Here is a 13,908-nt window from a genome sequence, read left to right as displayed (position 1 = left end):
CCGCTACGTCGCCGCGGCTGACCCGCGCTCGCGCCACCAGTCCTGTGCCTGAAGCTTCCAGTAGGTCAGTTGCGCTGCGACAAGCCCCGCCGGCCCGCCCGCCCAGTCCAGCCCGAACGGCGCGAAAAGCCTGATCCGGTCGCTCTCTCCCAGTATCGCCTCGGCCAGAACCTTGCCGGCGATGGCGGTGGTGTTCAGCCCGTGGCCGCCGAAGGCGGTGATGTGCCAGACACCCGGCGCCATCTCCCCCACTTGCGGCATCAGGTGGCGGGCATAGCCCATCAGGCCCGACCACGACAGTTCGGTGCGCAGATCCGCAAGCTGGGGATAGGCCGTCAGCATCTCGTGCCGCAGTTCGCGCGCGATGCCCGCCGGGTCGGCCGCCCGCGTGGTGATCCGCCCGCCCCAGAGAAGCCGCCGCCCGCCCTCCACCAGCCGGTAATAGTCCCCCGCACGGCGGTCGTCGTACATGCAGGCGCGGGTACGGATCGCGCTGGCGATCAGGTCGGGCGCCGCTTCCGTCGCCATCATGTAGGTGGCGATCGGCAGGACCGCGCGCCTCAGCCGCAGCACCAGCCCGCCGGTGTAGCCGCCGGTGGCGAAGACCACGCGCGGCGCCTCGATCCGTCCGCCCGCGGTCTCCACCCGCTTCACCGCGCCGGAGAGGCTGGCCGCGGTCGCGGGCGCGCCCTCGTAGATGCGCCCGCCCAGCCGCTCGATCTCCGCGGCAATGGCACGCAGCGTGTTGAGCGGGTGGATGTGGAAGGCGTTCGGGTCGTGGATGGCGTGGAAATAGCGCGGGCTGGTGACGTGCTCGGCCAATGCCGCCCGGTCGAGATAGGTCATCTCGTAGCCGTAGACCTCGGCCAGTTCCGCGACATGGGCCCTGAGGTCGTCGGCCCGGTCGAAACGGCGCAGGCTCAGGAGGCCCGGCATCAGCCCCGCGCTCTCGATACCCAGATCGCGGATCGTGGCGCGCAGCCGCTCCACCCCCTCGATCGACAGCCGGTGCAGCGCCCGCGCATCCTCAGGCCCGACCCGCGCCCGGATCGCCGCATCTCCCCCTGCAAAGGCCGGGCTGACCAGCCCGCCATTGCGCCCCGAGGCGCCGAAGCCCACCCGCTCCGCCTCCAGAAGCGCCACTCGCTGCCCCCCGCGCGCGAGTTCCAGCGCCGTCGTCAGCCCGGCAAGACCGCCGCCGACGATGGCCACGTCGGCCTCCTCCCGGCCGGCAAGGCCGGGCCGCTCCCGCCGGTCGGCGGCGGTGCGCACGTAATAGGTATCCGGGTACGCCATCGCCTCAGGCCTCCAACTCGATCCAGACCGGCACATGGTCCGAGGGCTTGTCGCCGTCGCGCACGGCCTTGTCGATGCCCGCGTCGCTCAGAAGGTCGGCCGCCTGCGGACCCAGCAGCAGGTGATCGATGCGGATGCCGTCGTTCTTCTGCCAGGCGGCCCCCTGGTAATCCCAGAAGGTGTAAAGCCCAGGACGCGGATCGCGGGTGCGGATCGCCTCGGTCAGGCCAAGGTTCACGATCGCCCGGAACGCCGCGCGGCTTTCTGGGCGAAAGAGCGCATCCTCGACCCAGGCCTCGGGCCGCGCCGCGTCGATCGGCGCGGGGATCACGTTGTAGTCGCCGCCCAGCACCAGCGGCACCTCCTCCGCCAGAAGATCGGCCACCCGCGCCTTCATCCGCGCCATCCACGCCAGCTTGTAGTCGAACTTCGGCCCCGGCGCGGGGTTGCCGTTCGGCAGGTAAAGCGCGACCAGCCGCACCGCCACCTTGCCCACCACGGTCGCCTCGATCCAGCGCGCCTGCGCGTCCGCGTCGTCGCCCGGAAGCCCGCGCTCCACATCCTCAAGCGGCAGCCGCGACAGGATCGCGACCCCGTTGAAGCCCTTCTGCCCGTGGGTTTCGACGAAATAGCCGCGTTCCTCGAAAACCTCGCGCGGGAACCCCTCGTCGACCGACTTGATCTCCTGCAGAAGCACAACGTCGGGCCGCGCCGCGTCGAGCCAGGCCAGTAGCGCCTCGATCCGGGCCTTGATGCCGTTGATGTTGAACGTCGCGATCTTCATGCGCGGCCCCCCTCCGGTCGCCCACCCGGGGTCACCCCCCGGGTCGCACCGTTCTCGCCGGGATCGGGGCGGAGGGCAAGCCACCCCCCTTCATTCTGGCGCCAAATACTCCCGCCCGAGGCGCCGGAGCCGGCCCTGCCGGGGCAGGGGCGGCGACAGACGTCTTGCGCGCCGGCACGGCGCGCACCGCCAGATTCAGATCGAAAAACTGGTCCCGCAGCCGCAGGAGGAGGTCGCGTTGGGGTTCTCGATGACGAAGCGCGCGCCGATCAGTTCCTCGGAAAAATCGATCGTCGCATCGGTCAGGAAGGGCAGCGACACCGCATCGACCAGCACCTTCTGGCCGGCGCCTTCCAGCACCAGATCGTCGGGCGCGGGATCGTCGAGCGTTATCTCGTACTGGAACCCGGAACAGCCCCCGCCCGACACGGCCACGCGCAGCGCCTTCTCCTCGCCCGCGGAGGCGTTGATCTCGGCCAGCCGGGCGAAGGCGCGGGGGGTGACTTTCGGCGGCAGGGTGAGGTTCATCGGAAAACCCGTGTCAATTTCGCTTCCCCACCATATATGAAGGGGCACAGCAACGACAAGAACCGGCCCCCGGGAACGCCCGAATGACGCTCGCCCCCTATGCCTGCCGCCCCGAAGACAGCCGCGGCCGGCTCCATCCCGAAAGCATGTCCACCTTCCGCTCGCCCTTCCAGCGCGACCGCGACCGGATCATCCACTCCTCGGCCTTCCGCCGGCTCAAGCACAAGACGCAGGTCTTCGTGGAGCACGAGGGCGACTATTACCGCACCCGGCTCACCCATACGATCGAGGTGGCGCAGGTCGCGCGCACCATCGCCGCGCACCTCGGCCTCAACACCGACCTCGCCGAGGCGGTGGCGCTGGCCCACGACCTCGGCCATCCGCCCTTCGGGCACACTGGCGAGGATGCGCTGGCCGACCTGATGGCGCCCTACGGCGGCTTCGACCACAACGCCCAGGCGCTCCGGATCGTGACCCGGCTCGAACGCCATTACGCGGGCTTCGACGGGCTCAACCTGACCTGGGAGACGCTCGAGGGCATCGCCAAGCACAACGGGCCGGTGATCGGGCCGCGCGCTTCGGGCTCCCATTCCGTCCCCGAGGGCGGCACGTTGCCCTACGCGCTGGCAGAGTGCAACGCGGCCTGGGATCTGGAGCTTGACACCTTCGCCTCGGCCGAGGCGCAGGTGGCCGCCGTCGCGGACGATGTCGCCTACAACCACCACGACCTGCACGACGGGCTGCGCGCGGGGCTTTTCACCGAGGCCGACCTGATGGACCTGCCGGTAACCCGCCCCGCCTTCGAGGAGGTGGACCGCCTGCACCCCGGCCTCGACCCCACCCGGCGCCGGCACGAGGCGCTGCGCCGCGTCTTCGGCACCATGGTCGAGGACGTGATCGCCGTCGCGCAGAACCGGCTTGAGGCAAGCCAACCGCAATCGGCCGCCGAGATCCGGGCGATGGACGGGCCGATCATCCGCTTCTCGAAGCCGCTCTACCAGAACCTCAAGGCGATCAAGTCGTTCCTCTTCACCCGCATGTACCGCGCCCCCTCGGTCGTGGTCGAACGCCAGCGGGTGACGGCGATGATCCGCGACCTCTTCCCGCTCTTCCTCGGCGACCCGGCGCTCCTGCCCGGCGAATGGCGCGCCGATGTCGCCGCGGCAGGGGACGAGACGGAACTGGCGCGCGTCGTGCTCGACTATGTCGCGGGCATGACCGACCGCTTCGCGATCCAGGAACACGAACGGCTCTGCGGCGGGGGCGGGGGCAACGGCGGGGCCTGACCGCGCGCTTTTCATTCTGGCCCAAATACTCCGGGGTCCGGGGCAGAGCCCCGGCCCGGCTGCTCTGGCCCGCCCCTTCGGCCCGCCGCGCGCCCCCCCCCGCGCGCCATTGACGCGCGGGCGTGGCTCTGGCATGCCCGGCCGGAACAAAGGGACCGATCATGAACCTGTTTTCCGACATCCGCGCACTGGTCATCGACAGCCTCGCCGCGATGCAGGCCGAGGGCGCGCTGCCCGCCGGGCTCGACATGACCAACGTCGCGGTCGAGCCGCCGCGCGACGCGGCTCATGGCGACATGGCGACGAACGCCGCGATGGTGCTGGCCAAGCCCGCCGGCCAGAACCCCCGCGCCATCGCCGAGGCGCTGGCGGCGAAACTTGCCGCCGACCCGCGCATCGTCACCGCCGAGGTCGCGGGGCCCGGCTTCCTGAACCTGCGCCTGACCCCGGCCGCCTGGCAGGGCGTGGTCGCCGCCGCGCTGGCCGCGGGCCGCGACTTCGGCCGCTCCGCCATGGGGCGCGGCGTGAAGGTCAACGTCGAGTTCGTCTCCGCCAACCCCACCGGGCCGATGCACGTCGGCCATACCCGCGGCGCGGTCTTCGGCGACGCGCTGGCCGCGCTCTTGGATTTCGCCGGCCACGAGGTCACGCGCGAATACTACATCAACGACGCCGGCGCGCAGGTCGACGTGCTGGCGCGCTCGGCCTATGAACGCTACCGCGAGGCCAACGGCCTTTCCCCCGAGATCCGCGAAGGGCTCTATCCCGGCGACTACCTGATCCCGGTCGGCGAGGCCTTGAAGGCGAAATACGGCACCAGCCTTCTCGACCGGCACGAGGGGGACTGGCTGGCCGAAGTGCGCGAGTTTGCCACCGCCGAGATGATGGCGATGATCCGCGCCGACCTCGCGCTTCTCGGCGTGAAGATGGATGTCTTCTCCTCCGAACGCGCGATCACCGCCTCGGGCCGGGTCGAGGAGGCGATCGCGACACTGCGCGGCATGGACCTGATCTACGAGGGGATGCTGGAGGCGCCGAAGGGCAAGCTGCCCGACGACTGGGAGGAACGCGAGCAGACGCTGTTCCGCTCGACCGCGCATGGCGACGACGTGGACCGGCCGGTGAAGAAATCGGACGGGTCTTGGACCTATTTTGCCCCCGACATCGCCTATCACTGGGACAAGGTGAAACGCGGCTACGACCAGCTGATCGACATCCTCGGCGCCGACCATGGCGGCTATGTCAAGCGGCTGAAGGCGGTCGTCTCGGCGCTGTCGGCGGGTCGCGTACCGCTCGAGGTCAAGCTGATCCAGATGGTCAAGCTCTACAAGAACGGCGAGCCGTTCAAGATGTCGAAGCGCGCGGGCACCTTCGTGACGCTGCGCGACGTGGTCGAACAGGCGGGCGCCGACGTGACGCGCTTTGTCATGCTGACGCGGAAGAACGACGCGGCGCTCGACTTTGACTTCGACAAGGTGCTGGAACAGTCGAAGGACAACCCGGTCTTCTATGTGCAATACGCCCATGCGCGCGTCTGCTCGGTCATCCGCAAGGCCGCCGAGGCGGGGATTGCCGCCGATGACACGACGCTGGCGCGGGCCGATTTCGCGCGCCTTTCGCACGAGGCGGAACTGGCGCTGGCCCGCAAGATCGCCGAATGGCCGCGTCTGGTCGAGATCGCCGCGCGCGGGCAGGAGCCGCACCGCATCGCCTTCTACCTCTACGAACTGGCCTCCGAACTGCACGGGCTCTGGAACCGCGGCAACGAGGAAACCGGCCTGCGCTTCGTCCAGGACGGTAATATCCCGGCTTCGCAGGCGAAAATCGCGCTCGCCCGGGCCACGGCCGTTGTCATTTCCGCAGGTCTTGGTATCCTTGGCGTGACCCCGGCGGAAGAAATGCGCTGACAACAGGCGCCACGCCGGGGTTCTGACAGGCAAGCGGGCGGCACGCCGTCCGGAGCGAGGCGGAGCATGGCGGATATCGACTTCGACGATTTCCCGGTCGAGGGGGGCTATGCGGCCCCGCGCTCGGAACGGGTGCAGAAGCTTTTCGGCGCTGCCGGGGCGATCACCTCGGCCGCGCTGGTCGCCGGGCTCCTGGTCTGGGGCTACAAGCTTGCGGTGCGCGACGTGACGGGAATTCCGGTCATCCGCGCGCTGGAAGGGCCCGCGCGCGTGGCGCCCGACAACCCTGGCGGCGAACTGGCCGAACACACCGGCCTTGCGGTCAACGCCATCGCCGCGGACGGCATCGCCGAGGCCCCGGCCGAGACGCTGACGCTCGCACCGGGGGCCACCGGTCTTGCGCCCGAGGATGTGGCGGGCGGCGAACTTGCCAGCCTGCCCGCGGTACCCGAAGGGGCGCTGCCGGAGGTTCCGCTGGCCGATGCCCCGGCCGCGGACCCTTCCGCGACGCCGCCCGCCACCGCGGGCGAGGTCGTGGCCGCCGCGCCCGTCACCGAAACCGTGCTGGCCGATCCGCTGCCCGACGAGGCGCCGGAACCGCTTCTGGAAGCCGAGGGGGCGCTTGAGGGCGATGCCGCCGCGCCGCGCCCGGTGGCGCGGCCTGCGCGCCTTGCCGCGGCATCTTCCGGCGCGGGCGCCGAGGCCACCGGCGGCTACGACCCCGAGGCGGACGCCATCGCCGCCGCCGTGGCCGCCGCCATGGCCCCGCCCGCGGTCGAGGCCAATCCCGCGCTCCTGCCTGCCGGGACCAGCCTTGCGCAGCTGGGCTCCTTCGACACCGAGGCCGAGGCGCGGCTGGAATGGGACCGCATCGCCGCCCGCTACGGCGCGCTGATGGAAGGGCGCCAGCGCGTGATCGAACCCGCGGAATCGGGTGGCAACAGCTTTGTCCGCCTCAGGGCCGCGGGCTTTGAGGGGATGGACGACGCGCGGCGCTTCTGCTCGGTCCTGCTGGCGGAAAACACCCAATGCGTTCCGACCCAGACGAAGTGACGGCCGGCGCCCGGCCCGCGGCCGCCATCCTGGGCAACGCGGGGACCGTCCTGACACCGGAGGAGGCCGCGTTCTTCCGCGACGCCAACCCGCTTGGCTTCATCCTGTTCGCCCGCAACGTCGAAAACCCCGAGCAGTTGCGCCGCCTGACCGGAGAGTTGCGCGAGGCGGTGGGGCGCGACGCGCCGGTGCTGGTGGACCAGGAAGGCGGGCGGGTGCAGCGCCTGCGCGCGCCGCACTGGCGCGAATGGCTGCCGCCGCTCGACCAGGTCGCGGCCACCCCGCCCGAGGCGATGGCGCGCGGCATCTGGCTGCGCTACCGGCTGATCGCAGAGGAACTGCGCCGCGTCGGCATCGACGCCGACTGCGCGCCCTCGGCCGACATCGCGGGCGCGGACACCCATCCGTTCCTGCGCAACCGCTGCTTCGGAAGCGACGCGGCGACGGTGACGCGGGCGGCGCGCGCGGCCGCCGAGGGGCTGCTGGCCGGGGGCGTGATCCCGGTGATGAAGCACATGCCCGGCCACGGCCGCGCGGTCGCGGACAGCCACCTGGAACTGCCCGCCGTCACCGCGACCGAGGCGGACCTGATCGCCACCGACTTCGCCCCCTTTTCCGCGCTCAACGACCTGCCTGCCGGCATGACCGCGCATATCCGTTTCACCGCCATCGACCCCGACCGTCCGGCGACCGCCTCGCCCGTGGTGATCGACCTGATCCGCCGGCGGATCGGCTTTCAGGGTCTGCTGCTGACCGACGACATCTCGATGCAGGCGCTGTCGGGCACCATCCCCGAACGCGCCCGCGCCGCCATCGCGGCGGGCTGCGACATCGTCCTGCACTGCAACGGCACGATGGAAGAAATGGCCGGCACCATTGCCGCCGCCGGGCCGATGACGGATGCGGCCCTGCGGCGGGCCGCTGCGGCGCTCGCCCTGCGGGAAATGGCCGAGCCCATTGACACCGCCCTTCTGGAGGCCGAACTTGAGGCGCTTCTGAAGGGATAGCGCATGGCCGACCCGAGCCTGTTCGAGGAAGACGTCCAGTCCGTCGGCGACCGGCTTCAGGCCGAGGCGCTGATCGTCGATGTCGACGGGTTCGAGGGGCCGCTCGACCTGCTGCTGACGCTGTCGCGCACCCAGAAGGTGGACTTGCGGCGCATCTCGGTGCTGCAGCTGGCCGAACAGTACCTCGGTTTCGTCGAGAAGGCGAAGAAGCTCAGGATCGAGCTTGCGGCCGACTACCTGGTGATGGCGGCCTGGCTTGCGTTCCTGAAATCGCGCCTCCTCCTGCCGCCCGACCCGAGCGAGGAGGGGCCGACGGGTGAGGACCTGGCCGCGCACCTTGCCTTTCAGCTGGAACGCCTCCAGGCCATGCGCGAGGTGGCGGCCCGGCTGATGGCGCGCGACCAGAAGGGGCGCGACTTCTTCGTGCGCGGCATCCCCGAGGACGTGCAGCGCAGCCGCAAGATCCAGTTCACCGCCACGCTTCTCGACCTGATGCAGGCCTATGCGCGCATCCGCACGCATGACGAATTCCGCCCCTACGCCTTCGACCGCAACCACGTCTTCACCATGGAACAGGCGCTGGAGCGGATGCGGGGCCTGATCGGCTATGCCGGCGACTGGACGGACCTCGCCAGCTACCTGCCCGAGGGCTGGGGTGCCGATCCCGTCCGGCGGCGGTCGGCGACGGCGGCGACCTTCGCCGCATCCCTCGAACTCGCCAAGCAGGGGCAGATCGAGTTAAGACAGAGTGAGACCTTCGCCCCCATCGCGATCAGACGGAAGACGCCTTGACCGACACAGCCGCCCCCGATCCGCGCGAGGCCGAGAAAAGCCTGTTCGACGCCCCGCCCCTGGCCGAGCAGGAGCGGATGGTCGAGGCGATCCTGTTCGCCTCGGCCGATCCGGTGACGGTGGCGGAGATGGCGGCGCGGATGCCGCACGGCGCCGACCCGGCGGAGGCGCTGGTCTACCTGCGCCGCCGCTACGAGGGGCGCGGGGTGCGCGTGGTGAAGGTCGGCGATGCCTGGGCGATCCGCACCGCACCCGACCTCGGGTTCCTGATGCAGAAGGAAGTGGTGGAGACGCGCAAGCTCAGCCGCGCGGCCATCGAGACGCTGGCGATCATCGCCTATCACCAGCCCGTCACGCGCGCCGAGATCGAGGAGATCCGCGGCGTCGCGGTCAGCCGCGGCACCGTCGACCAGCTTCTGGAACTGGACTGGATCCGCTTCGGCCGCCGCCGGATGACGCCGGGGCGGCCGGTGACCTTCGTCGTCACGCAGGGCTTCCTTGACCACTTCGGGCTGGAAAGCGCGCGCGACCTGCCGGGGTTGAAGGAACTGCGCGCGGCGGGCCTTCTCGACAACCGGCCAATGCCGGGCTTCGGGCAGGGCGAGGACGAGGGCGAGGATCAGACCGGGCAGAGCGAGTTGTTCGAGGACTGAGGCACGGGGCCGGGGCGCGAGCGCGCCTTCAACCGGCCCGGAAGTGCTTCGACAGCTTCAGCCCCTGGCCCTGGTAGTTCGACTGGATGCCCGCGCCGTAAAGCCGTTCAGGCACCGAGACCATGCGCTCATAGATCAGCCGCCCGACGACCTGACCGTGTTCGAGGACAAAGGGCGCCTCGTGGCAGCGCACCTCAAGCACGCCGCGCGACCCCGCGCCGCCGGCCGCGTCATAGCCGAAACCGGGGTCGAAGAAGCCCGCGTAATGCACCCGGAACTCGCCCACCATGGCAAGATAGGGGGCCATTTCCGCAGCGCAGTCGGGCGGGATCGCGATCGCCTCGCGGCTGACGAGGATGTAGAAGGCGCCGGGGTCGAGGATGATGCGGCCTTCGCGCGTGCGCACCTCCTCCCAGAAGTCGGCGGGGGCGTAGTGACCCACCTTGTCGAGGTCGATGACGCCCGCGTGCGGCTTGGCGCGGTAGCCGACAAGGTCGCCGCGTTCGGGCCTGAGCCCCACCGAAAAGGCAAGCCCGTCGGAAATCACCGCCGCGCCCGAGACGATGGGGGTGCGGGCGTGGATCGCGGCAAGTTCCGCGTCGTCGATCCGGGTCTGTCCCTGGCGGAAGATGACCTGGCTCAGCATCTGCCCGGTCCGGGCGAGGACGGAGAAGGAGCGCGGGCAGATCTCGACGTAAAGCGGCCCCTGGTGGCCGTCGGGCACGCGGTCGAACTCGGTCCCGTTGTCGGTGATGACGCGGGTCAGCAGGTCAAGCCGGCCGATCGAGGATTTCGCCGAGGCCGCACCGGACGTGCCGCGCGGCAGGCGCACCGATTCGAGCAGCGGCACGACATAGACGCAGCCCTTTTCCAGCACCGCGCCCTGCGTCAGGTCGATGCGGTGCATCTCGAACTCGGCGATGCGCTCGGCCACGGTGCGGCCCGCGCCCGGAAGGAACGAGGCGCGCACCCGGTAGGCGACGGTGCCGAGGCGGAGATCAAGGCTCGCGGGCTGTATCTGGCCCTCGGCCACGGGCGCGGCGGCGGTAATCGCGCCGGAGGCGACCAGCGCCCGGATGCCGCTGTCTGCCAGGACGCCGCTGACGCTCATCGCCTTCCCCCGCACAGACGAACGCCCACCTCGACACCGAGGTGGGCGTTTCGGTGATGGTCGGGCCGGTGAGATTCGAACTCACGACCTTCCGCCCCCCAGACGGACGCGCTAACCAGGCTGCGCCACGGCCCGACGCGGCGGTGTATAGGACGATTGGCGGGGCAGGGGCAAGCGACAAAACGCATCCCGGACAGGTCCTTGCCGGATTATCCCTGCGGGGGCTGCCCGGCCGCGCGCCGGCGGTCGCGCAGCGCGGCAAGGCGGCGGTAAAGGGCGGCCAGCGCCTCGCGGTTGCGCGATGCCGCGACCGGATCGGCGGCACGGAGCCGCGCGGCGAGCGTGGCGTCGGGCGCCGAAGGCGCGGGGAAGGCGTGGACGCGCGCGGTCTCCGTCCGTGGTTCGGTCGGAACGTCGACCTGCATCGGCGCTTCCTGCACGGGCATCGCGCGCGGGCTTGTGTCGAAGGGCAGGCGCGGCTCGCGCTCCGCCCCGGAAGGGGCAGTCGTGGCGCGCGCCCCGGAAGGGGCAGGCGCGGGGGCAGGGGCTTCCGGCTCGGCCGTCGGGGCCGCAGCGGCGATGTCCGCGGCCGGGGCATCGGCCTTTGCCGTGCTGGCCACCGCCTCCTGCGCCGCCGCGCCCGTTCCTGCCTGTGCCGTGGTCTCGGCAGGCAGGTCGGCGGGCAGGTCGGCGGGCAGATCCTCGGCAAGACCCGAGACGTGGCGCACACCCTGTTCGCGCAGGATCTTCCTGACCCCGCGGATGGTGATCCCGTCCTCATGCAGAAGCTTGCGGATGCCCGCAATCAGCGCCACGTCCTGCGGGCGGTAGTAGCGGCGCCCGCCCGCCCGCTTCATCGGGCGGATCTGCGGAAACTGGCTTTCCCAGAACCGGAGCACATGCGCGGGCGTGTCGAGAATCTCGGCGACTTCGCTGATCGTCCGGAACGCCTCGGCGGACTTCGCCATCGGGATGCGCCTCAGCCCCGGTTCCCGGCCGCGACTCGGTCCTTCATCAGGTGGGATGGCCGGAACGTCAGCACGCGGCGGGGATGGATCGGCACCTCGTCGCCGGTCTTGGGGTTGCGCCCCATGCGGGCGGCCTTGTCGCGGACCGAGAAGGTGCCGAAGGACGAGATCTTGACGGTTTCGCCCGAAACCAGCGCGTCGGACATGTGCTGAAGCACGCTTTCCACCAGTTGCGCCGATTCATTGCGGGACAGGCCGACCTCGCGGAAGACGGCCTCGGTCAGGTCCATGCGTGTCAGGGTCTTCTCGCTCATCACGTCCCCCCCAAGGTTGCGTGCAGCGAAGGATGCGGGCTTGGCAAACCCAAGTCAATATCAATGACTTGAAGCGGTCAATTCAGGCGAAGATTCACCACCTGAGGACGACTGAACCCCAGGCGAGACCCCCGCCGATGGCCTCGGTCACGACCAGATCGCCGGTTTTGAGCTGTCCGCGCGCCTTGCCCACCGACAGCGCGAGGGGAATCGAGGCGGCCGAGGTGTTGCCGTGGTCCTGCACGGTGACGACGACCCGCTCCATCGGTACCTGCATCCGCTGGGCGGTGGCGGTGATGATGCGCAGGTTGGCCTGGTGCGGAACGATCCAGTCCACATCCGCCCCGCTGAGTCCGACCTTGTCGAGCGCGGCATGCGCGGTGGCGGCCAGTTTCTCGACCGCATGGCGGAAAACCTGGTTGCCCTGCATCCGGAGATGCCCCGCGGTGCCGGTGGTCGACACCCCGCCGTCGACATAGAGCAGATCGCGGTAGGAGCCGTCGCTGTTCAGGTCGGTGGCGAGGATGCCGCGATCCGCGGTGGTGCCGGTGCCTTCCGCGGCCTCCAGCACCAGCGCGCCGGCGCCGTCGCCGAACAGCACGCAGGTTGACCGGTCCTCCCAGTCGAGGATGCGGCTGAAGGTCTCCGCGCCGATCACCAGCACGCGCTCCGCCTGTCCCGACAGGATCAGCGCGTTCGCATTGGCCAGCGCGAAGACGAAGCCCGCGCAGACCGCCTGCACGTCGAAGGCAAAGCCCCGCCGCATGCCGATCTTGTCCTGCACCATCGATGCGGCGGAGGGAAAGGTCAGGTCGGGGGTGGAGGTGGCGACGATCAGCGCGTCGATCCGGTCGGGCGTCATGCCCGCATCGGCCAGCGCGGCCAGGGCCGCCTTCGCGCCCATGTCGGATGTGGTTTCGCCAGCGGCGGCGAAGTGGCGCCGCTCGATCCCGGTGCGGGTGCGGATCCATTCGTCCGAGGTATCGACCTTCGACTCGAATTCGCTGTTCGGGACCACGCGTTCGGGCAGATAATGCCCCACACCCCTGACCACGGCACGGATCGTCATTCGGCGTTCCCGTTGTTGTTGATCGTCTCACCCCGGTCCGCATCCTGCGCCGCCTCGGCCAGAGAGGCAACCCGCTGCGCAAGACGTTCCTGAAAGCCCGACCGGGCAAGTTTGTAGGCCAGCATGATCGCGGCGGCGACGCCGGTCGCGTCGGCCGACCCGTGCGATTTCACCACCGTTCCGTTCAGCCCCAGAAAGACGCCGCCGTTGACGCGGCGGGGGTCGATGCGCTGTTGCAGGCGGCGCAGCGGGCCGATCGCGAAAAGGGCGCCGATCTTCGACAGGAAAGACCCGCCCAGCGCCTCGCGCAGCAGTTCCCCCACCAGCTTGGCGGTGCCCTCGCCGGTCTTCAGCGCGATGTTGCCGGTGAAGCCGTCGGTGACGATCACGTCCACCTTGGCCGAGGGCAGATCGCCGCCCTCGACAAAGCCGACGAAATCGAAATTGCCGGCCTCGGTCGCCCCGGCGATCAGGTCCAGCGCCTGCTTGAGTTCGGCGCGGCCCTTGTGATCCTCGGTGCCCACGTTCAGCAGGCCCACGCGCGGGCGGGCGTAGCCCAGGCCGTTGCGCGCATAGGACGCGCCCATAAGCGCGTATTGCAGAAGGTCGGGCGCGTCCGCCTTGATGTCGGCGCCGACGTCGAGCATGACATTGAACGGTTTCGGCCCACGCGACGGCCAGAGGCAGGCGATCGCGGGCCGGTTCACGCCGGGCAGCTTCCTGAGCCGGATCATCGACACGGCCATCAGCGCGCCGGTGTTGCCGCAGCTGACCGCCGCCTTGGCCTTGCCCTCGCGCACCGCCTCGATCGTCGACCACATCGAGGTGTTGGAACCGGTGCGCAGCACCTGGCTCGGCTTGTCCTCCATCCGCACCACGCCTTCGGTGGGAACGACCGTCACCCGCCCGCGCAGCGTCGGGCGCCGCGCCAGAAGCGGGGTCAGTTCCTCTTCCTTGCCGTGCAGGATGAAGTCGATGTCGGGCAGGTCGGCCACGGACAGCGCAAGACCGGCAACAACAGCTGCCGGTCCACGATCGCCACCCATGGCATCGACGGAAATGACGGTGCGCCCCGCAGGCGCCTGCGTCAGGGTCTCGAAAGCCGGATCTAGCTCTGACGCCATGACGCGCGCCGGTTGG

At 70.2% G+C, this 13,908-nt stretch carries 14 protein-coding genes and 1 tRNA gene; 6 read left to right on the top strand and 9 right to left on the bottom strand.

Annotated elements, in window-relative coordinates; all coding sequences use genetic code 11:
- Positions 1-3: 3 nt before the first annotated feature.
- From N5I32_RS06330 to N5I32_RS06320, 3 genes are all read right to left on the bottom strand, one after another.
- On the bottom strand, positions 4-1,296 hold the full coding sequence (locus N5I32_RS06330; RefSeq protein WP_261494545.1) for an NAD(P)/FAD-dependent oxidoreductase: 1,293 nt from the start codon (positions 1,294-1,296) through the stop codon (positions 4-6).
- A 4-nt stretch (positions 1,297-1,300) separates the two neighbouring features.
- The gene (xth, locus tag N5I32_RS06325; RefSeq protein WP_261494544.1) at positions 1,301-2,080 is read right to left on the bottom strand and encodes an exodeoxyribonuclease III; all 780 of its coding nucleotides are present in this window, start codon (positions 2,078-2,080) and stop codon (positions 1,301-1,303) included.
- A 195-nt stretch (positions 2,081-2,275) separates the two neighbouring features.
- Complete coding sequence (locus N5I32_RS06320) at positions 2,276-2,608, bottom strand: HesB/IscA family protein (protein ID WP_261494543.1); 333 nt, start codon at positions 2,606-2,608, stop codon at positions 2,276-2,278.
- An 83-nt stretch (positions 2,609-2,691) separates the two neighbouring features.
- On the opposite strand from N5I32_RS06320, the gene N5I32_RS06315 reads away from it, so the two are divergent.
- From N5I32_RS06315 to scpB, 6 genes are all read left to right on the top strand, one after another.
- Complete coding sequence (locus N5I32_RS06315; protein ID WP_261494542.1) at positions 2,692-3,894, top strand: deoxyguanosinetriphosphate triphosphohydrolase; 1,203 nt, start codon at positions 2,692-2,694, stop codon at positions 3,892-3,894.
- Positions 3,895-4,055: 161 nt separating this feature from the next.
- Positions 4,056-5,801, top strand: coding sequence for an arginine--tRNA ligase (gene argS, locus N5I32_RS06310; protein WP_261494541.1), 1,746 nt, complete (start codon positions 4,056-4,058; stop codon positions 5,799-5,801).
- Positions 5,802-5,867: 66 nt separating this feature from the next.
- Positions 5,868-6,854, top strand: a complete 987-nt coding sequence (locus N5I32_RS06305) for an SPOR domain-containing protein (protein WP_261494540.1) — start codon at positions 5,868-5,870, stop codon at positions 6,852-6,854.
- A complete protein-coding gene (gene nagZ / locus N5I32_RS06300; protein WP_261494539.1) occupies positions 6,830-7,861 on the top strand; it encodes a beta-N-acetylhexosaminidase in 1,032 nt (343 codons plus the stop codon). Before N5I32_RS06305 ends, nagZ begins: the two co-directional genes overlap by 25 nt.
- 3 nt (positions 7,862-7,864) lie before the next feature.
- Positions 7,865-8,653: a segregation and condensation protein A gene (locus N5I32_RS06295; RefSeq protein WP_261494538.1), complete on the top strand. Its 789-nt coding sequence runs from the start codon at positions 7,865-7,867 to the stop codon at positions 8,651-8,653.
- A gap of 77 nt (positions 8,654-8,730) precedes the next feature.
- Positions 8,731-9,306, top strand: a complete 576-nt coding sequence (gene scpB / locus N5I32_RS06290) for an SMC-Scp complex subunit ScpB (RefSeq protein ID WP_261495946.1) — start codon at positions 8,731-8,733, stop codon at positions 9,304-9,306.
- A gap of 28 nt (positions 9,307-9,334) precedes the next feature.
- Here scpB and N5I32_RS06285 read toward each other — a convergent pair whose 3' ends face one another.
- The 6 genes from N5I32_RS06285 to plsX form a co-directional block, all read right to left on the bottom strand.
- Positions 9,335-10,417, bottom strand: coding sequence for a 2'-deoxycytidine 5'-triphosphate deaminase (locus N5I32_RS06285; protein WP_261494537.1), 1,083 nt, complete (start codon positions 10,415-10,417; stop codon positions 9,335-9,337).
- 57 nt (positions 10,418-10,474) lie between these two features.
- Positions 10,475-10,552, bottom strand: a tRNA-Pro gene (locus N5I32_RS06280).
- Positions 10,553-10,626: 74 nt separating this feature from the next.
- Entirely contained in the window at positions 10,627-11,385 is a 759-nt protein-coding gene (locus N5I32_RS06275; protein WP_261494536.1) for a MerR family transcriptional regulator, read from the bottom strand.
- 11 nt (positions 11,386-11,396) lie between these two features.
- Complete coding sequence (gene ihfA / locus N5I32_RS06270) at positions 11,397-11,699, bottom strand: integration host factor subunit alpha (RefSeq protein WP_261494535.1); 303 nt, start codon at positions 11,697-11,699, stop codon at positions 11,397-11,399.
- A 94-nt stretch (positions 11,700-11,793) separates the two neighbouring features.
- The gene (locus N5I32_RS06265; RefSeq protein ID WP_261494534.1) at positions 11,794-12,768 is read right to left on the bottom strand and encodes a beta-ketoacyl-ACP synthase III; all 975 of its coding nucleotides are present in this window, start codon (positions 12,766-12,768) and stop codon (positions 11,794-11,796) included.
- A complete protein-coding gene (gene plsX / locus N5I32_RS06260; RefSeq protein ID WP_261494533.1) occupies positions 12,765-13,892 on the bottom strand; it encodes a phosphate acyltransferase PlsX in 1,128 nt (375 codons plus the stop codon). The genes N5I32_RS06265 and plsX overlap by 4 nt, the downstream gene beginning before the upstream one ends.
- Positions 13,893-13,908: the final 16 nt, after the last annotated feature.

Origin of the sequence: Albidovulum sediminis (assembly GCF_025380365.1) — a bacterium.
Lineage (GTDB): Bacteria > Pseudomonadota > Alphaproteobacteria > Rhodobacterales > Rhodobacteraceae > Albidovulum > Albidovulum sediminis.
Note: the sequence above shows the minus strand (reverse complement) of the source record. Positions and strands in the feature narration are given on the sequence as shown.

Excerpts from the sequence above, each read along its gene's own strand:
- N5I32_RS06330 (WP_261494545.1), bottom strand. The coding sequence starts at position 1,296 with ATGGCGTACCCGGATACCTATTACGTGCGCACCGCCGCCGACCGGCGG.
- xth (WP_261494544.1), bottom strand. The coding sequence starts at position 2,080 with ATGAAGATCGCGACGTTCAACATCAACGGCATCAAGGCCCGGATCGAG.
- N5I32_RS06320 (WP_261494543.1), bottom strand. The coding sequence starts at position 2,608 with ATGAACCTCACCCTGCCGCCGAAAGTCACCCCCCGCGCCTTCGCCCGG.
- N5I32_RS06315 (WP_261494542.1), top strand. The coding sequence starts at position 2,692 with ATGACGCTCGCCCCCTATGCCTGCCGCCCCGAAGACAGCCGCGGCCGG.
- argS (WP_261494541.1), top strand. The coding sequence starts at position 4,056 with ATGAACCTGTTTTCCGACATCCGCGCACTGGTCATCGACAGCCTCGCC.
- N5I32_RS06305 (WP_261494540.1), top strand. The coding sequence starts at position 5,868 with ATGGCGGATATCGACTTCGACGATTTCCCGGTCGAGGGGGGCTATGCG.
- nagZ (WP_261494539.1), top strand. The coding sequence starts at position 6,830 with ATGCGTTCCGACCCAGACGAAGTGACGGCCGGCGCCCGGCCCGCGGCC.
- N5I32_RS06295 (WP_261494538.1), top strand. The coding sequence starts at position 7,865 with ATGGCCGACCCGAGCCTGTTCGAGGAAGACGTCCAGTCCGTCGGCGAC.
- scpB (WP_261495946.1), top strand. The coding sequence starts at position 8,731 with ATGGTCGAGGCGATCCTGTTCGCCTCGGCCGATCCGGTGACGGTGGCG.
- N5I32_RS06285 (WP_261494537.1), bottom strand. The coding sequence starts at position 10,417 with ATGAGCGTCAGCGGCGTCCTGGCAGACAGCGGCATCCGGGCGCTGGTC.
- N5I32_RS06275 (WP_261494536.1), bottom strand. The coding sequence starts at position 11,385 with ATGGCGAAGTCCGCCGAGGCGTTCCGGACGATCAGCGAAGTCGCCGAG.
- ihfA (WP_261494535.1), bottom strand. The coding sequence starts at position 11,699 with ATGAGCGAGAAGACCCTGACACGCATGGACCTGACCGAGGCCGTCTTC.
- N5I32_RS06265 (WP_261494534.1), bottom strand. The coding sequence starts at position 12,768 with ATGACGATCCGTGCCGTGGTCAGGGGTGTGGGGCATTATCTGCCCGAA.
- plsX (WP_261494533.1), bottom strand. The coding sequence starts at position 13,892 with ATGGCGTCAGAGCTAGATCCGGCTTTCGAGACCCTGACGCAGGCGCCT.